This window comes from Methylomicrobium lacus (genome assembly GCF_041897535.1).
GTDB classification, from domain to species: domain Bacteria; phylum Pseudomonadota; class Gammaproteobacteria; order Methylococcales; family Methylomonadaceae; genus Methylomicrobium; species Methylomicrobium lacus_A.
This window is the reverse complement of sequence record NZ_CP169217.1, coordinates 2,740,702-2,758,116: the sequence shown is the minus strand read 5'-3', so window position 1 is coordinate 2,758,116 and position 17,415 is coordinate 2,740,702. Positions and strand designations below refer to the sequence as shown.

Annotated in this window: 12 protein-coding genes and 1 tRNA gene; 5 read left to right on the top strand and 8 right to left on the bottom strand. The window is 57.0% G+C overall.

What is annotated here, in order from left to right; all coding sequences use genetic code 11:
* Positions 1 to 13: 13 nt before the first annotated feature.
* Positions 14 to 1,510, top strand: coding sequence for a lysine--tRNA ligase (gene lysS, locus ACEPPP_RS12120; protein ID WP_374087030.1), 1,497 nt, complete (start codon positions 14 to 16; stop codon positions 1,508 to 1,510).
* 122 nt (positions 1,511 to 1,632) lie between these two features.
* On the opposite strand, the gene clpX is transcribed toward lysS, so the two are convergent.
* The 4 genes from clpX to ACEPPP_RS12100 form a co-directional block, all read right to left on the bottom strand.
* The gene (gene clpX, locus ACEPPP_RS12115; RefSeq protein ID WP_374087028.1) at positions 1,633 to 2,907 is read right to left on the bottom strand and encodes an ATP-dependent Clp protease ATP-binding subunit ClpX; all 1,275 of its coding nucleotides are present in this window, start codon (positions 2,905 to 2,907) and stop codon (positions 1,633 to 1,635) included.
* A 95-nt stretch (positions 2,908 to 3,002) separates the two neighbouring features.
* On the bottom strand, positions 3,003 to 3,635 hold the full coding sequence (clpP, locus tag ACEPPP_RS12110; RefSeq protein ID WP_374087026.1) for an ATP-dependent Clp endopeptidase proteolytic subunit ClpP: 633 nt from the start codon (positions 3,633 to 3,635) through the stop codon (positions 3,003 to 3,005).
* A gap of 6 nt (positions 3,636 to 3,641) precedes the next feature.
* A complete protein-coding gene (gene tig, locus ACEPPP_RS12105; RefSeq protein ID WP_374087024.1) occupies positions 3,642 to 4,943 on the bottom strand; it encodes a trigger factor in 1,302 nt (433 codons plus the stop codon).
* Positions 4,944 to 5,039: 96 nt separating this feature from the next.
* Positions 5,040 to 5,124, bottom strand: a tRNA-Leu gene (locus ACEPPP_RS12100).
* 387 nt (positions 5,125 to 5,511) lie between these two features.
* Between ACEPPP_RS12100 and ACEPPP_RS12095 the strand changes: the two genes are divergently transcribed.
* Positions 5,512 to 8,970 (top strand): PAS domain S-box protein, encoded by a 3,459-nt coding sequence (locus ACEPPP_RS12095; protein WP_374087022.1) that lies wholly within the window; start codon positions 5,512 to 5,514, stop codon positions 8,968 to 8,970.
* Positions 8,963 to 11,089 carry a putative bifunctional diguanylate cyclase/phosphodiesterase gene (locus ACEPPP_RS12090; RefSeq protein ID WP_374087019.1) on the top strand — a complete coding sequence of 709 codons (2,127 nt, stop codon included), beginning with the start codon at positions 8,963 to 8,965 and terminating at the stop codon, positions 11,087 to 11,089. The genes ACEPPP_RS12095 and ACEPPP_RS12090 overlap by 8 nt, the downstream gene beginning before the upstream one ends.
* Here the strand turns inward: ACEPPP_RS12090 and ACEPPP_RS12085 are convergent.
* Together ACEPPP_RS12085 and ACEPPP_RS12080 are read right to left on the bottom strand one after the other, a co-directional pair.
* Positions 11,079 to 11,930, bottom strand: coding sequence for a radical SAM protein (locus ACEPPP_RS12085; protein WP_374087017.1), 852 nt, complete (start codon positions 11,928 to 11,930; stop codon positions 11,079 to 11,081). The genes ACEPPP_RS12090 and ACEPPP_RS12085 overlap by 11 nt on opposite strands.
* Positions 11,931 to 11,977: 47 nt before the next feature.
* A complete protein-coding gene (locus tag ACEPPP_RS12080) occupies positions 11,978 to 13,357 on the bottom strand; it encodes a hypothetical protein (protein ID WP_374087015.1) in 1,380 nt (459 codons plus the stop codon).
* Between the two features lie 501 nt (positions 13,358 to 13,858).
* Between ACEPPP_RS12080 and ACEPPP_RS12075 the strand changes: the two genes are divergently transcribed.
* Complete coding sequence (locus tag ACEPPP_RS12075) at positions 13,859 to 14,617, top strand: methyltransferase domain-containing protein (RefSeq protein WP_374087013.1); 759 nt, start codon at positions 13,859 to 13,861, stop codon at positions 14,615 to 14,617.
* Here the strand turns inward: ACEPPP_RS12075 and ACEPPP_RS12070 are convergent.
* Positions 14,598 to 15,239, bottom strand: a complete 642-nt coding sequence (locus ACEPPP_RS12070) for a hypothetical protein (RefSeq protein WP_374087012.1) — start codon at positions 15,237 to 15,239, stop codon at positions 14,598 to 14,600. The two genes, ACEPPP_RS12075 and ACEPPP_RS12070, sit on opposite strands and share 20 nt — an antisense overlap.
* A 118-nt stretch (positions 15,240 to 15,357) precedes the next feature.
* Between ACEPPP_RS12070 and ACEPPP_RS12065 the strand changes: the two genes are divergently transcribed.
* Positions 15,358 to 16,536: a DUF1624 domain-containing protein gene (locus ACEPPP_RS12065; RefSeq protein ID WP_374087010.1), complete on the top strand. Its 1,179-nt coding sequence runs from the start codon at positions 15,358 to 15,360 to the stop codon at positions 16,534 to 16,536.
* Between the two features lie 91 nt (positions 16,537 to 16,627).
* On the opposite strand, the gene ACEPPP_RS12060 is transcribed toward ACEPPP_RS12065, so the two are convergent.
* Positions 16,628 to 16,885 (bottom strand): hypothetical protein, encoded by a 258-nt coding sequence (locus ACEPPP_RS12060; RefSeq protein WP_374087008.1) that lies wholly within the window; start codon positions 16,883 to 16,885, stop codon positions 16,628 to 16,630.
* Positions 16,886 to 17,415: the final 530 nt, after the last annotated feature.

The following is a 17,415-nucleotide window of genomic DNA, read 5'->3' as shown; positions in this document are numbered from 1 at the left end:
GAAACAGTAAAAAATGTCAGAAATTGAACAAGATGAACAGGAACTGATTCGGCTGCGCCGCGCCAAATTGAGCGCGTTGCGCGAAAGCGGCATCGCGTTTCCGACCGATTTTCGGCGCAACGTGGTGGCCGGCGAAGTGCTGGCCGAATACGGCGAAAAATCGAAGGAAGAACTCGAAGAAAGCCCGCTGCGCGTGAAGGTCGCAGGAAGGATCATGACCCGGCGGATCATGGGCAAGGCAAGCTTTTGCCATATTCAGGACATGTCCGGTCAGATCCAGTTGTATGTGACCCGCGATGCGCTGCCTGAAGACTTCTACAACGAACAGTTCAAGAAATGGGACATCGGCGACATCGTCGGCGCGGAAGGCGTGCTGTTCAAGACCAATGCGGGTGAACTCAGCGTGAAGGTCGATGACATTCGCCTGTTGACCAAATCGCTGCGCCCTTTGCCGGAAAAATTCCACGGCATCGCCGATCAGGAAATCAAATACCGCCAGCGTTATCTGGATCTGATCATGAGCGAGTCGTCGCGCAAGACCTTCTTGCTGCGCTCGCGCGTCGTCGCCTATATCCGCGAATTCTTGATCAAGCGCGACTTCCTCGAAGTCGAAACGCCGATGATGCAAGCGATTCCGGGCGGCGCGACCGCGCGGCCGTTCGTGACCCATCACAATGCGCTGGACATGCAGTTGTTCCTCAGGATCGCGCCGGAACTGTACCTGAAACGACTGGTCGTCGGCGGCTTCGAGCGGGTTTTCGAAATCAACCGCAATTTCCGTAACGAAGGCCTGTCGACTCGGCACAATCCGGAATTCACGATGCTCGAATTCTATCAGGCCTATGCCGAATACGGCGACCTGATGGATCTGACCGAAGCCATGCTGCGCGGCCTGGCCGAGGAAGTCGTCGGCCAGACAGTGATTACTTACCAGGGCGAAGACTACGATTTCGGCAAGCCGTTCGAACGGATGAGCGTATTCGAATCGATCCTGCGCTTCAATCCCGAGCTGACCGCATCCGACATCGATAACCGAGAAGGCGCGATCGCGGTCTGCAGGAAGCTGAATCTGTCGGTCAAGGACGGTTATGGCCTCGGCAAGTTGCAGATCGAGATTTTCGAAAAAACGGTCGAAAGCCGGCTGATGAATCCGACCTTCATCACCGCCTATCCGGTCGAGGTGTCGCCGTTGGCGCGCCGGAACGACCAGGACCCTTTCATCACCGACCGCTTCGAATTCTTCGTCGGCGGCCGCGAAATCGCGAACGGCTTTACCGAGCTGAACGACGCGGAAGATCAGGCCGCGCGCTTCCAGAAACAGGTCGAGGACAAGGAAGCCGGCGACGATGAGGCGATGCATTACGACGCGGACTACATCGTCGCGCTCGAACACGGCATGCCGCCGACCGCGGGCGAAGGGATCGGCATCGACCGTCTGGTGATGCTGTTCGCGGACGCGCCGTCGATCCGGGATGTGTTGCTGTTCCCGCACCTGCGCGCGAAGCAGTAGGGTGCGCATTGCGCACCTTTCCTTTGCCGTAATGAGAGAAGGTGCGCGATACCCTGGAAGGGCATAAATGCGCACCCTACGACAGACACAAAAAAGGAGCTAAGCAGCTCCTTTTTTTTTGCTCAGACTTCCGAGGAAGCCTTTTTGAGATCCGACTTGTAAACCAATATCGGTTCGGATTCGCCGCGAATCACGTTTTCGTCGATCACAACCTTGCAGATGTCTTCCTCCGAAGGCAGGTCGTACATCGTGTTCAGCAGCACATTTTCGACGATCGTGCGAAGACCGCGCGCGCCAGTCTTGCGTTCCATCGACTTGCGTGCGATTGCGCGCAGCGACTCGGTGCGGAATTCGAGCTCGGCGCCTTCCATCTCGAACAGGTGCTGGTATTGCTTGACCAACGCGTTTTTCGGCTCGGTCAAAATTTGCACCAGCGCATCTTCGTCGAGTTCCTCCAGGGTCGCGACGACCGGCAGACGACCGACGAATTCAGGAATCAGGCCGTATTTGATCAAATCCTCGGCCTCGACCTCGGAAAACAACTCGCCGATATTTTTCTTGTCGTCCTTCGACTTGACTTCGGCCGCGAAACCGATGCCGCCCTTCTCGGAACGTGCCTTGATCACCCGGTCGAGGCCCGCGAAGGCGCCGCCGACGATGAACAGGATGTTCGCGGTATTGACCTGCAAAAACTCCTGCTGCGGATGCTTGCGACCGCCTTGCGGAGGCACCGAGGCGACCGTGCCTTCGATCAGTTTCAACAGCGCCTGCTGCACGCCTTCGCCGGACACGTCGCGGGTGATCGACGGATTGTCCGATTTGCGCGAGATCTTGTCGATTTCGTCGATGTAGACGATGCCGGTTTCGGCCTTTTCGACGTCGTAATCGCATTTCTGCAATATCTTCAGGATGATGTTTTCGACATCCTCGCCGACATAACCCGCTTCGGTCAAGGTCGTCGCGTCGGCGATCGTGAACGGCACGTCGAGCAGGCGGGCCAAGGTTTCGGCGAGCAGGGTCTTGCCGGAACCGGTCGGTCCGATCAGCAAAATATTGCTCTTGCCGAGCTCGACGCCGTCCTTTTTGTTTTTATTCCGAAGGCGCTTGTAGTGATTGTAAACCGCGACTGCCAGGATCTTTTTCGCGCGCTCCTGGCCGATCACATAGGCATCGAGCTCCTTCTTGATCTCTTTCGGTTTCGGCAGGTGGCCATTCTTAAAAGCAGAGGTCTCTTCCTGCAATTCGTCCTTGATGATGTCGTTGCAAAGCTCGACGCATTCGTCACAGACATACACCGAAGGCCCCGCAATCAGCTTGCGGACTTCGTGCTGGCTTTTCCCGCAAAAAGAACAATACAGCAGTTTGTCCTCGTCTTTGCCCCTTTTGTCATTACTCATATCGGTACCCGAAACTATCCCAAAGCCTAAGGATTATTTGCATTAAGCAAAGAATATCCCGAAACCCTCGGAAAAAAAACTATTTTCTATGGTTTTTACAACCGGCTGGTCAAGACCTTGTCGATCAAACCATAATTGACCGCTTCCTCGGCGTTCATAAAATTATCCCGATCGGTGTCGACCTGAATCTTTTCGATCGGCTGGCCGGTGTGCTGCGCCATGATTTTATTCAGCTTGTCACGCACGGACAGAATCTCCTGCGCATGTATCGCGATATCCGATGCCTGCCCCTGAAAGCCGCCCAGCGGCTGGTGGATCATCATCCTCGAATGCGGCAAGCAATAGCGCTTGCCTTTCGCGCCGCCGGTCAACAGCAAGGCCCCCATGCTAGCGGCTTGGCCGATGCACATCGTGCTGACATCGGGCTTGATAAACTGCATCGTGTCATAGATCGACATGCCGGCGGTCACCGAACCGCCGGGCGAGTTGATATACAGATGAATGTCCTTGTCCGGGTTTTCCGATTCCAGGAACAAGAGCTGCGCGACGACCAGGTTGGCCATGTAGTCTTCGACCTGGCCAACCAGAAAAATCACGCGCTCCTTCAAGAGGCGGGAATAGATGTCGAAAGAGCGTTCGCCGCGCGCCGTCTGCTCGACGACGATCGGCACCAGGCCGCCCGCCGCTTCTATCGTCATCGCCGGATTGATCATCTGTTGCTTGAACATGCTGTATTACCGTGCTTGATTGTCCATCAAATCATAAAAGCTCAGGGCTTCGTCCTGAACCTTGGCCTTGGCGACGAGCCAGTCCACGGCCTGATCTTCCAGCACCATGTTCTTGACGTCGTCCAGTCTTTTCTCGTCCGCATAATACCAGTTGATCACGTCCTGAGGATGCTCATAGTTTTGCGACATCTCCTCGATCGTGCTGCGGACGCGGTCATTGTCCAGCTTGATTTCGCCCTGGTCGATCACTTCGGCCAGAATCAGGCCGACCGCGACGCGGCGCTTGGCTTGTTCTTCGAACAGGTCTTTCGGCAGCTCCAGGTCTTCGAATTTGACCTTTCTTTTCTTCGCGTTTTCCTTGTAAGGCGCCATCAGATTTTCGATTTCGCTGTCAATCAAGGCATTCGGCACCGTGACCGGCACCGCGCCGTACAGCGCATCCATCACGGTATTTTTCAGGCGGGCCGCCAAGGCTTGCGCCAGCTGGCGTTCCATCGTGTTGCGGATGTCGTCGCGGAAAGCCGCCACGTCGCCGTCTTCGATACCGTGCTTCTTGATGAAGTCCGCATCGACTTCAGGCAGCACCGACGCTTCGACCTTGACCACTTCGACTTCGAACTCGGCCGCTTTGCCGGCCAGCGTGTCTTTGCCGTAGTTTTCGGGGAAGGTCGCGGTAAACGTTTTTTGCGCGCCTGCGGCCAGGCCGATCAGGCTGTCTTCAAAGCCGGGGATCATTTGGCCTGCGCCGATCTCGACCGGATATTCCTCGACCTTGCCGTCGGTGAAGTTTTCGCCGTCGACGCTGCCGGAAAAGGAGATCGTGATGCGGTCCTGCGCCTGCGACGCACGCTCGACGGTTTGCCAGGTCTTTTGCCGAGTGCGCAGCTTTTCGATCATCGCATCGACGTCGCTCTCGGTCACTGCGGCAACCGGGCGCTTGACTTCCATGCCGTTGACGCCGTCAAGAGAAATTTCGGGATATACCTCGAATTCGGCGGTGTATTTAAAACCTTCGCTATCGTCGGCCGAATGAATGTTGGGGTAGCCGGCCGGTCTCAGCTGCTCTTTGGTCAGGGCTTCAAAATAAGTGCTCTGGATCAGGTCGCCGGTCACTTCGCCGCGCACCCGCTCGCCGTACAGTTTGTTGATCACTTGCTGTGGCGCCTTGCCGGGCCGAAAACCATCAATCTTAACATTCTTAGATAATGACTTTAAGCGCTCCGCAACTTTCTGCTGAACGACGTCTTCAGCCACGCTTACAATCATTTTTCTGCTTAATTCTGATGTCTTTTCGACAGAAACCTGCATTTCTTTACCTCAACTTGTTTGGAATACGAATTTTAGAGCGCCTTGCGGCTTAGAACGGAAAAGTCAGCCTGGAACGACTGCTTCTTATTGAATAAATGGTGCGAATGGAGAGACTCGAACTCTCACAGGCTGCCCCACTGGAACCTAAATCCAGCGCGTCTACCAGTTCCGCCACATTCGCACGTAAAATGAACACACAATTGTAACCGATAATGCCCGCCATAGCTAATTATATTCGCGGCGAATGTTGCTTCGGCGGAAGTGCGTCAACGAATTCGCTCAAACCATCCCGCAGAATACGGCCGAAAAAAACAGCGCGCGGGAGGAATTCTGCATAAAAATTGTTCACCACGGAGAGTTTTTGCCTGTTGGGCCAAACCTTCGTCGCGCCCTATTTCCGGCTTTTGCCGGCGCATTTGCGGTTTATTAGAAAATTCTTAGTTATCCATTATACTGTGTCGACCCCAAACCAAAACCGATCCATTGCTTTTAACGCGGCCGCTTTCAGCCAACCGCCATTCGAATCATGCCGCATCCTTCCAGCCGCCCTGCCATTCATACTGCCACCATGCCCGCTGGATTTGCGGCCTGCGCCGCCGGCCTGGTGATGCTGTCCAGCCTGCTGGTGCTCGGCGGCTGGATTTGGAATGTGCCGGCGTTAAAGGAAATTTCGCCCGGCTGGGCAACGATGAAGCCACTAACGGCCGTGAGCCTGTTGTTGGCCGGAGCCGGACTTTGGCTGCTGCGGCAGGACGGCGGCGCGCTTCGACGAAGACTCGGGTTGGCCTGCTCGGCAGGAGTCGCACTGACCGGCAGTCTCGTCCTGCTGGAATATGAGACCGAGTTTAATTTTGGCCTCGACCTCTGGTTTTTCCGCGATTCGGTATTGGCGGACGACGGGCTTTATCCGGGGCGCCCGGCGCCGAGCACAGCCTTCTGCCTGCTGCTGACAGGTATCGCGCTGATGACTCTGGATGCCAAAGTAGCCTGTCTCGCCCCCCTTCTGGCCTTGCAGGCACTGTTGGTTTGTCTGCTTGCCCTGGTCGGCTATGCCTACGGCGTCTCTGCGCTTTATCAGATCGAACCGTATGCCTCGATTGCGCTGCATACCGCGGCGCTGTTATTCATTCTGGCCCTGGGGATTGTGTCGGCGCGGCCGGAACCCTTCCTGTCCCGCCTGACCTCGCCGCTGGCCGGCGGCCTCATGGCGCGGCGACTGCTGCCGGCGGCCGTTTTATTTCCGTTTACGGTCGGCTGGCTGCAACTGGCGGGCCTGCACGCCGGCTTCTATGGCGCCGATTTTGGCTGGGCGCTGTTTACCACGTTTCATATCGTGGTCTTCAGCGGCCTGATCTACTGGACCGTCGGCCTGCTTAACCGGGCCGACGCCGGGCGCGAGGCCACCTTTGCCGCTTTGCGCGCAAGCGAGGAGCGTTTCCGCCTCCTCGTCGACGCCTCCCCGAACGGCGTACTAATGACCGACCCGGACGGCCGCATCAGGCTGGCAAACCGGCGGGCCGACACGCTATTCGGGTTTGCGGCCGGCCAGTTGCCGGGCCTTCCAGCCGAAACACGACTCAAACCACGGCAAAGCGGCGACCGCGCCTGGCTTCAGGATGCCTGCGCCGCCGTCCTGAGGTCACAGACCAACCGCCCGGAATACGAACTATCCGGCGTGCGCCAGGACGGCTCGGAGTTTCCGGTCGAGATGGATCTGACGCCGCTAGCAACCCGAGAAGGCGACAGGCTGCTGATCACCCTCGTCGATATTACCGAGCGCAAGCGGACCGAGGAAGACCGCAACCGCTTCGTCGCGCTCGCCGACGGCAGCTTTGAATTCATCGGCATGTGCGACACCGACTTCAAACCCTTCTATGTGAACCCGGCCGGCATGCGCCTGGTCGGCCACGAAAGCCTTGCCGACGCCCAGAGGGTGCGAGTCCAGGATTACTTCTTTCCCGAGGATCAGGCCTTCATCACCGACGAGTTTTTTCCGCGGGTGATGCGGGAAGGACATGCCGAAGTCGAAATTCGCTTCCGCCATTTCAAGACCGGAGATGCCATCTGGATGCTCTATAACGTTTTCAATCTGCGCGATGCGAACGGAGCGATCACCGGCTGGGCCACCGTCAGCCGCAACATTCACGACCGCAAACGGCTCGAGGCGCGGTTTCGCGCGGTGATTGAATCGGCGCCCACCGCGATGATCATGGTCAACGCCGAGGGCGAAATTGTCTTGGTCAACACCCAGACCGAGATTTTATTCGGCTATGAACGCAACGAATTGCTCGGCCTGACGGTCGAGAATTTGCTGCCCGAACGCTTCCGCGCATTGCATCCCTTGCAGCGCAGGCACTTCTTTGATCATCCGGAAGCGCGCCTGATGAGCGACGGGCGCGACCTTTATGGCCTGCATAGGGACGGCTCGGAGTTTCCCGTCGAGATCGGCCTGAACCCGCTCAGAACCGACGAAGGACCGTTTGTGCTCGCGGCCATCGTCGACATCACCGCGCGCAAGCGCGCCGAGGCCGCTTCCCGTGAAAGCGAGGAGCGGCTCCGCCTATTGGTCGAAGGGGTGCAGGACTATGCGATTTTCATGCTCGACACCGAAGGCAGGGTGGTCAGCTGGAATGTCGGCGCGAAACGCATCACCGGTTACGACGCCAACGAGATCATCGGCCAGCATCTGTCGCGTTTCTATACCGAAGAGGATGTCGAAGCCCAAAAGCCCGACCGCGAACTCGAAGCCGCGACCGACTATGGCCGCTTTGAAGAAGAAGGCTTGCGGGTCAGAAAGAACGGTTCCCGTTACTGGGCCAGCGTGATCCTGACCGCGCTGCGCGATTCGACCGGGCGCCTGCGCGGTTTTGCGAAAGTCACCCGCGATATCACCGCGCGCAAGCATACCGAAGAACAAATCCTGACGCTGAACGCGCAACTGGAACTCAGGGTCGCGCTCCGCACCCAGGAACTCGAAGTCGCCAATGCGCTGCTGAAAAGCGAGCTGACCGAACGCCAGCGCGCCGAAGCCGAGGTCGAGCGCTTTTTCAATATGTCGGTGGACATGATCTGCATCGTCGGCACCGACGGCTATTTCCACCGCCTGAATCCTTCCTTCGAAACCACGCTGGGCTATACGCACTCGGAATTGACCAGCCGGCCGATCCTGGCGTTCGTGCATCCGGACGATATGGTCGCCACGCTGGCGGAAATGGCAAAGCTCGCAGAGGGCGTGCCGACCGTCCGCTACGAGAACCGCTACCTCTGTAAAGACGGTTCCTACAAATGGTTCGGCTGGACCTCGCAACCGGCCCCTAGCGGCACGATCTATGCGATAGCCCGCGACATCACCGAACGCAAACTGAGCGAGGCCCGTATCGCCGCGTCCCTGCACGAAAAAGAGGTGCTGCTGAAGGAGATCCATCACCGGGTCAAGAACAATCTGCAGGTCATTGCGAGCCTGCTGCGCCTGCAGGCCGACACCCTCAGCGATCCCGCCGCCCGCGATTTGTTTTTGGACAGCCAGCGGCGGGTGCGCTCGATGGCGCTGGTGCACGAACAACTCTATCAGTCCAGCGGACTGTCCAGCATCAATGTCGCGGAATACATCGCCAATCTGGTCAGTTACATCCGTCGCTCCCATGCCCAGGCACCGTCCCTGGTTTCGATCAGGGTCGACATCCCGGCCATCACGCTCGAAATTGACCAGGCCGTGCCGCTCGGCTTGATCATCAGCGAACTGGTGGCGAACAGTATCAAGCACGCTTTTCCGGCTTCCGGCAATGCGTCAGCCGCCACCCTGTGGGTGACGATGGCTGCCGCGGAGGACGGCGGCCTGACCCTCGAAGTCGGCGACAACGGCCAGGGCATTCCGGACCAGGTGGACATCGAACGGCCGTCATCGATGGGACTGCATCTGGTGCAATCTTTCGTCTTGCAACTCAATGGCCGCTTGACGGTTCAGCGCCGGCCGAGCGCCGTTTTCTCAATTTTTATACCCAAGAAGAAGAATAATAATCATGTCTAACGCGCGTATCATGGTGGTCGAGGATGAAGTCATCATTGCCCAGGACATTCAAAGGACCTTGATCAAACTGGGATACGATGTACCGCTGTTCGTGACCTCGGCGGAAGTTGCCCTGGAGCAGGTGTCGGTGCTGCGGCCGGATCTGGTCTTGATGGACATTCATTTGAACGGCGACATGGACGGCATCGCCGCGGCCGAAGAAATCCGCCGGCGCGACCGCCTGCCGGTCGTTTTCCTGACCGCCCATTCCGATGAAGCGACGCTGAGCCGGGCGAAAATCACCGAGCCCTACGGCTATGTGCTGAAACCGTTCGAGGAACGCGAATTGCAGATCGCGATCGACATCGCCCTGTACCGGCACCGTTCCGAATTCCAGCTCAAACAAATGGAGCGCTGGCTGTCCACCACCTTGATGAGTATCGGCGACGGCGTCATCGCGACCGATATGGACGGCACCATCACCTTTATGAACCGGGTTGCGGAAGTCCTGACCGGCTGGCCGCAAGCCGAGGCGCTGGGCCGGCCGTTTACCGAGGTGTTGCGCCTCGTCGACATGAAGACGCGCGAAAGAGTGGACAGTCTGGTCGAGCGGGTGCTGGATGATCATCTGATCATCGAACTGGAACCCGATACCGTGTTGATCACCCGGGAAGGAAGGGATATTCCTGTCGACGACAGCGCCGCGCCGATCCGCGATGAAGACGACAACGTAACCGGCGTCGTGATCATTTTCCGCGACATCACCGCGCGCAAATGCGTGGAAGATAAACTGCGCCACCTCGCCGCCCATGACCCTTTGACCGGGCTGCCGAACCGGGCGCTGTTTGCAGACCGTCTGGCGATCGCTTTCGAGCTGGCCAAAAGGCATCCTGAATACCGCTTTGCGGTGCTATATATCGACCTCGACCGCTTCAAGATCATCAACGACAGCCTCGGCCATCTGTTCGGCGACCAGGTACTGATCACCGCGGCACAGCGCCTCGGCGAGCACTTGCGCGGCGAAGACACCCTGGCCCGCCTGGGCGGCGATGAGTTTGTGATTCTGCTCAGTTGCATCGATGATATTTTGGACGCGATCCATGTGGCGAATCGTATCCTGAAAAAAATGGCCAAAGCCATTACCGTCGACGGGCTGGACGTGTTTACTTCGGCCAGCATCGGCATCGCCTTGAACGCACCGCGCTACGAACGGCCGGAAGAGATATTGCGCGATGCCGATGCGGCACTGAATCAGGCCAAGACCGAGGGACGCGGACGCTTCAGCGTGTTCGATACGGCGCTGCATCAGCGCGCCTTGCAGTTACTGCAACTGGAAACCGACCTGCGCCGAGCGGTCGAACGCAAGGAATTTCAGCTTTATTATCAACCGATCGTGTCACTCGCCAGCGGCAGCCTGCATGGCTTTGAGACCTTGCTGCGCTGGCAGCATCCCGAGCGCGGCCTGCTCGCGCCCGCCGATTTTCTGGCGCTGGCCGAAGAAACCGGCCTTTTGGCCAGAATCAGCGAATGGGTGCTGAAGGAATCCTGCAGGCAGCTTAGGGCTTGGCAAAAACAGACCGCGAACACCGCGCTGACGGTCGCGGTGAATCTGTCGCAGACGCAGTTTCTGTATCCCTCGCTGCACGAACTGGTCACGCGTGCCTTGGCATCCAGCGGGCTCGAAGCCCGCTGCCTGTGCCTGGAAGTTTCTGAGGAAGTGATCGCGGATCACGCGACGGCGGCGCGCATCCTGGCCGAACTCGACGCACTAGGCGTGCAATTGCACCTCGATGATTTCGGCACCGGCTACTCCTCCCTGAACATGCTGCACCATCCGCCGATCGATGTGGTCAAAATCGACCGCAGCTTTGTGCAGCCGATCGCCGATGCGGCCAGCGAAAAGAGCGCAATCGTGCGGGCGATTCTGTCGTTGGCGGGCGAGCTGGGAAAAGAGGTCGTGGCCGAAGGCATCGAAACCGCCGACCAAGCCGAGCGGCTTCTGGCCTGGGGATGCCAGTATGGACAGGGCTACCATTTTGCCAAAGCGCTGACGCCGGAGGACGTGGAAAAATTATTCCTATATCCGGCAAGCCATCCTCTGCAAGCCGGCACGGCGATCGGGACGCCGCTTACAGACTGACCGAGGCCTCGAAGCCCAGCTGGCGCAGGTCGTCCGCAAACGCCCGCATCACCGGCTCCGGCATTTTGCCGAGCCGCCCCGCTTCGGGCTGCAGGGAGGGACGGGCCAAGGTATAAAGCATGACCTCGCGTAGATCCCCTTTTTGCTTCGCGATCGCCAGCGCATCCAGCAACGCCCGCCTTTCCTGTTCGACAAATCCCTGACCGTCGATGTCGACCAGACAGACCTGCACCTTGGTCCGGCAACAGCCTGACGCCAGAATCAGGTTATTCAGGCTCGCGTCGATGCTTTGCCCGGCCTTGTTGATCAGCCGCCGGCCCTCTGCGGTCGCGCTGTCCAGTTTAAACCAGACTTCGCCGCCGAACCGATTCAGCATTTTCAGGCCTTCCTGAACCTTCGGCTGATGCACCAGGCTGCCGTTCGTGATCAACACATAGCGGCTGCCAGGCAACACGCCTGCCGATGTCGCGATGTCGCCGATCAGTTCGACCGCATCGGCAAAGCGCGGCACGCTGGTCGGCTCGCCGTTGCCCGAAATGGCAATATCCTTGATCACCCGTTGCGCCTCGGGCACCGCAAATCGCCGGTAGAAATCGCCCGACTGCACCTGAGCCAGGAAACCGCGCAATTCGGCTTCGAGCAAGCCGAAATCCAGTTCGGGCGCGGCGCCGAGGGTCAGATCCGGCACCTGGCAATAGATGCATTGCCAATTGCAGGCGTTGTTCGTATTGAAATTGATGCCGATCGACAAGCCGCCCGCGCGCCGGGACAAGACCGGGTAAACATAGGTCAATCCGGCGCTGTCCCGGCTGTGATCGGTGACGGTGAGTGGTGAGGACATCGATTAAGCGGGTTGGCTACGGACAAAGCCTGGCATGTGACTGAAGATCATTTGGCCGTGCTGAACAAATTTTTGATTTTTCCGAACGGCTTTTTGGCTGAGCCCGCCGGAGCCTCGCCGGCATCTGTGGATTCGGACACAGAGGCGGCCGCGGGCGTTTCGGCTGCCTGCGCGGCTTCTTTAGCCGGTGCATCCTGCTTGGGCTTGCCAAACAGGCTCTTGATTTTTCCGATCTGGCTTTCTGAGAATCCGGCCGGTGACTGCGCCTGAGCCACCGTCTCGGGCTGAATTTTTGCTTCGACAGGAGCCGGAGCGATTTCGCTTGCGGGCGCCGCGGCGGCAACGGGCTCCGCTTTGGACCTGCCGAACAGGTTTTTGAGTTTGCCGGCTACGCCGCCACCCGCCGCGCTCGCCGGCTGCGCATTCGAAACAGATGCGGCAACGGCCTCCGGCTCGTATTCCCAATCGGGCAGTACTATCGTTTGATTACCCTGCGCTGGAATCGCCTCCGCCACCGCGGGTGCCGACGGCTGCATGACCGGCTCGGTTTTCGCCTGGATTGGAGGTTGAACGAGCTCGACTACCTTGGGGGCTTCCGCCCGGATTTCCGGCCGGATTAACTCGGCTGCCGCAACGGCCTCGGCAGGGGTTTGCAGAGGGATAGCTTCTGCTTCCGCACGCGGCTCTGCCTGGATTGGCGGCGGGATCAATTCGGCCGCCTTTTGGGCTTCGGCCCGGATTTGCAACTGGCTAAACTCGGCCTCCTTCGCGATCAGCTTGGCTTCCAGCAATTCCAATTTTTGTCTGGTATTGTGCCATTCCACGGATTGCTGTTCCAGTTCCGCGAGCCGTGCCGATTGGGCGGCGTATTTTTCGAGAATTTCGGCGCTCTGCTGTTCCAGGCCGCTTATCTGACGAGTTTTCTCGGCCAGCGTATTTTGCAGGGCGTCGGCCACCGCTTCTTTTTCAACGCGCTTGCCGATTTCCGCCTGATAGGATTGCTGCAATTCGGCCTTGGCCTGTTGCTCTGAACGTAAATGGCTGGCCAGTTGTGCAAGCACCCGGTCATGCTGCTGCCACAACGCGTCGGCTTCCGAGTCTTCGCCGGCAGGCAGCGCCTGTTCGCCCAGATCAAAGCCCGTGGTCAACGCTTGCACCGTGCCCGCAATCTGCTGATTGCGCTGCGCCAGACGCTCTTGCAGCCCTGCCGCGAGTTGTTGCGACTGCGCCAGGTCATTCGACAGTTCGACACGCGCCTTTTCACTGGCGGCCGCTTTTCTTTTGATGGGAATGCTCTTGATGCTGCCAATAATCATCGCCAGCAAAGCCGTGGCGATGACCAAGGCGGCCGCATACAACGGGTTGGCAAGCGTCAGTTGCGCCCATTCCAATAGCATGGTTTTTATGATGGGTAAGTATTCTTGCATAACTATTTCCTCAGTTTAACGAGCGTTCATGTGTAGCGGATTGGGGTATTTATTTTTTATTCTTCAATACCCTACACATCGATTTAAGGTATCTGCCCAGAAAATAAACTCTCAAAAAGCCAGGGCTTCGCGAACGGCCTTTCGGTTTTCTACTTTAGTTTTTTTAGGCTCTCTTGGTTTTCCTCAATAGCGAAAGGATTGCGCAAGGACTCTCCGTCCCTGGGTGCAACCTGCCGATCCGCTTTTTCGATTATTGTACTTATATTAAGCGATCGTAATGTATATTCATCATGTCATCGGCAGCCCCTTAAGCGTGGTCAATCCTTCCTGTATACCATACATTTGTGCAATGCATCAATGATTTAGCCGTTTTCTCGGCACAAAGCCCGTGCTGATGCCGCGACAACTACGACAAGCGGCCGCCCCTGTTTGACAAACCGCCCCGCACGAAGTAGATTCCTGTAAACTAATAAACCTTGCAAGCCGAGTCCCATTAAAACAATGATTTCAAAACATCATGCAGAGCATCTATTTGAAGGCGCGATTGCGGAAGAATACGAGATACTGAAGCGGATTTGTCCGGCCGCGGCGGATCTGAGCCGGCGTGTCGGTCTATGTGTCGGCGACTGGACGCCGCCCTACCCTCTGGAACAATTGCATCTGCTCGAAATTGGCTGCGGCACCGGCATCACTACCGCCTGCCTATTGGCGAGCCGCGAGGATGTGTTGATCGAAAGCGTCGATAATGCGCCCGCGATGCTGTCGCAGGCTCGGCAAAATTTGGCCGCGGCGCTGGCGGCAAAGCGGCTGCGGCTGATCGAAAACGATGCACTGTCGCATTTGCGGGAAATGCCTGACGCCTCGGTTGACATCGTCGCCAGCGCCTATGCGGTGCATAATTTTCTGCACGGCTACCGGCGGCGGGTGCTGGAGGAAGTGTTGCGCGTGCTCAAACCGGGCGGCCTGTTCGTGAACGGCGACCGTTATGCGGTCGACGATGCGGCGGAGCATCTCAAAAATACCCAGGAAGAGGTCAAGGCCTATTTCCGGGTATTTACCGAAATGAACCGCATCGATCTTCTGGAACAGTGGATCGTGCATCTGTTCAGCGATGAGTCCGAAGAGCACATCATGCGCCTTCGGCCTGCGCTGGACGCCATGACCGAGATCGGCTTTCAAAACGTCAGCCTGCATTATCGGGACGGCGTCAATGCGTTGATCAGCGCGACTAAATCCTCGCTTATTGCTGCGGCACCGTAATATGCAGAGGCAGGGCATAATCGATACGCTCCACATCGGTGACAGAAGGGTCGTTCAGAGAAACCGGATAGACGGTCACCTCGCCGCCAAAACTACAGGATGATGGGGCCTTATAATAACTTTCTAAAATTTTTGTTTCCTTGCTGGTGAAAGGCACGTAATACAGATCATCGCTTGTGGTCAGGTTGTTGCCGCCCGAGGTGAACACTTCACCGGGCATCGCGCTGTTTTCCTGGCCGTTCGGCATCACAGCATCATCTTGCTTGGCGATATATTGTTCACCGTCGCAGATCGGATTCGCATAGCGGATCACTTTAGGCGTGATTTTGCCTGCATGATCGACCGAAAAAGCATAGCCTTGCGTACTGAGCAGGTTGATTCTGTCGGCTTGTTCACGCACGACGGTGCCGACGATCTGATCGTTGGCGTCGACGAGAATGGGCGCTTCGAAATGATATTTCGACTCCAACGCGCTGACTTTTTCTTTCATCTGAGCCAGCTGGGATTCCAGCTCGACAATCCTTCCCTCCAGTTCCTCGGGCGTGGCAGCCGACAGGATTCCCCATGCGGTCAAGGCGACCAGCGCCAATAAAATAATGCTGAAAATCATCATTTTATGCATAGCGTAGAGCTCCAAATTAATTAAACTTTGGTAACATATCAGATTAATTCGGCGCTGAATATTCGTATGATTACGCGTCGCCAGCCAGTTATTCTCCCCTTGTTTGCAGGTCAACCGAATGAGCCCCTCGATGCACCGCCTGGAATCAATCGACATGATGCGCGGATTTGTGATGGTGTTGATGGCATTGGATCATACCCGCGATTATTTCTCTAATGCACCGTTTGATCCGGTCGATCTAAGCCAGACCAACGCCGCCTATTTTCTGACGCGCTGGATCACCCACCTCTGCGCGCCGACGTTCATGCTATTGGCCGGCGCCGGCGCATTTTTGTCCACCCACCGCAAGAGCCTGACGCCAGGACAGCTCTCTGTTTATCTCGCCAGCCGTGGACTGTGGCTGGTCGTCTTGGAGTTGACGCTGGTGCGTTTCGGCTGGACATTCAATTGGGATTACAGTTATGCGATCGGCCAGGTGATCTGGGCGCTGGGCTGGTCGATGCTCGCGCTGGCCGTTCTGGTCTTGCTGCCGCGGTGGGCGACTGCGGTTTTTGCCGTGCTGCTGATCGCCGGCCATAATGCGTTCGACGGTATACCTGCCGATAACACCCGGCTTTCGGGCTGGCTATGGATTTTCCTGCATCAGCCGGGCACGATCGAATATTGGCCCGGCCATGCCCTGAATTTGTTCTATCCGCTGATTCCCTGGGTCGGGGTGATGGCCGCAGGCTATTGCCTGGGCCCGGTGTTTCTTGAGCCGAACCGGCAAACGATCCTGTTCTGGCTGGGGCTGTTTGGCATCGCGCTGTTTTTATTGCTGCGTCTAGGCAATCTGTACGGCGACCCGCAGCCCTGGGCGCCGCAAAAAAACGGGCTGTTCACGCTATTTTCGCTAGTGAATTTTCAAAAATACCCGCCCTCGTTGCTGTATTTGCTGATGATGCTGGGTCTGATGTTTATCGGACTGGCCCTGTTCGAGAGCCGCTCGCTGCGCCTCATCCGGCAACCCTTGCTGACCGTCGGCAAGGTGCCGTTATTTTTCTATCTGCTGCACATTTACCTGATCCATGGTGCGGCGTTGGCCGTGACCCATCTGAGAGGCCTGCCGGACGCTTGGCTGTTTGCCGGTTCCGTCGCCCATCCTTTTCCGGCGGTGCCCGCGCCCGAATACGGCTACGATTTGCCGGCGGTCTATGGCGTATGGCTGGCAGCGCTCGTGCTGCTGTATCCTTTATGCCTTGTCTTTATGCGGATCAAGCAACGCTACCGGCATGTTGCCTGGTTGAGCTATTTGTAATCGCTAAACACGCTCTCCAGCAAGGCGGGCATTTCTGAAAAAGCCCCCCAGCAACGACAATGCGCTGCCAGGGGTAAGGGGCGTTGCTTATTTATTTGGCGGAGTGTTCGGCGGCTTCCTTGGTTTTCATGTGTGCGGTTTCTGAAGCTTTGCTGGCATTCTCAGCATGCTTCTTTGCTTCTTCATGTTTGCCGGCCTTGTGTTGTGTGGCGGCCGCTTTGTGGTGCTGCGCAACTTCCTCATGAGCTTTGGCGGCTTCTTCGTGTTTTGCAGCCGCCTGATCGGTTGCGGCAAATGCGGAAAAAGAGATGGTGGTAGCCATGAATAGTGCGCCAATGATCTTTAACATAAATGACTCCTGGATAATGCAAGCTTATGTGAATCGATTCCAGATTGGGTTATCGATTTTGTCGTGGATGTCGAAAACGATTTCCCGACAATAAGGACATACATTAATCGTGCCATAAGATTCCCTCCCGCAATTTGCTCAAAAAATCACGCTTCAGGAGAATCATTCGTCGAATCTAGCCAGAACATGCGGGGTTAATGGGTGAAAAAACCCTATTAAATCGGTGTTTATAGCCCAGATTTACTAGCCTCTTTGCCTTGCCGCCAATGTCGTATTTACGCCTCTTCCGACCGCCCTTTTTATAGCCGCGTTTAATAGTTTGAACTCAAAAACCACGCATCGAACTTATTCTTACGCTCGCGGCCGTAATGGGTTTATTTCCCCCATCCCGGCGCATATGAACCGGGACCCCATCCCTTATCCACTTCAAATTCCTTTTTATTTATAAGGTAAAGGTGTATTAACAAGGGTTTATGCCAATTTCAGGGTGCAGGAAAAGTTGGCATGAATTGTGGTTTATATACCGAAGC

Excerpts from the sequence above, each read along its gene's own strand:
- ACEPPP_RS12080 (WP_374087015.1), bottom strand. The coding sequence starts at position 13,357 with ATGCAAGAATACTTACCCATCATAAAAACCATGCTATTGGAATGGGCG.
- ACEPPP_RS12065 (WP_374087010.1), top strand. The coding sequence starts at position 15,358 with ATGAGCCCCTCGATGCACCGCCTGGAATCAATCGACATGATGCGCGGA.
- ACEPPP_RS12070 (WP_374087012.1), bottom strand. The coding sequence starts at position 15,239 with ATGCATAAAATGATGATTTTCAGCATTATTTTATTGGCGCTGGTCGCC.
- ACEPPP_RS12095 (WP_374087022.1), top strand. The coding sequence starts at position 5,512 with ATGCCCGCTGGATTTGCGGCCTGCGCCGCCGGCCTGGTGATGCTGTCC.
- clpP (WP_374087026.1), bottom strand. The coding sequence starts at position 3,635 with ATGTTCAAGCAACAGATGATCAATCCGGCGATGACGATAGAAGCGGCG.
- ACEPPP_RS12060 (WP_374087008.1), bottom strand. The coding sequence starts at position 16,885 with ATGTTAAAGATCATTGGCGCACTATTCATGGCTACCACCATCTCTTTT.
- clpX (WP_374087028.1), bottom strand. The coding sequence starts at position 2,907 with ATGAGTAATGACAAAAGGGGCAAAGACGAGGACAAACTGCTGTATTGT.
- ACEPPP_RS12075 (WP_374087013.1), top strand. The coding sequence starts at position 13,859 with ATGATTTCAAAACATCATGCAGAGCATCTATTTGAAGGCGCGATTGCG.
- lysS (WP_374087030.1), top strand. The coding sequence starts at position 14 with ATGTCAGAAATTGAACAAGATGAACAGGAACTGATTCGGCTGCGCCGC.
- ACEPPP_RS12090 (WP_374087019.1), top strand. The coding sequence starts at position 8,963 with ATGTCTAACGCGCGTATCATGGTGGTCGAGGATGAAGTCATCATTGCC.
- tig (WP_374087024.1), bottom strand. The coding sequence starts at position 4,943 with ATGCAGGTTTCTGTCGAAAAGACATCAGAATTAAGCAGAAAAATGATT.
- ACEPPP_RS12085 (WP_374087017.1), bottom strand. The coding sequence starts at position 11,930 with ATGTCCTCACCACTCACCGTCACCGATCACAGCCGGGACAGCGCCGGA.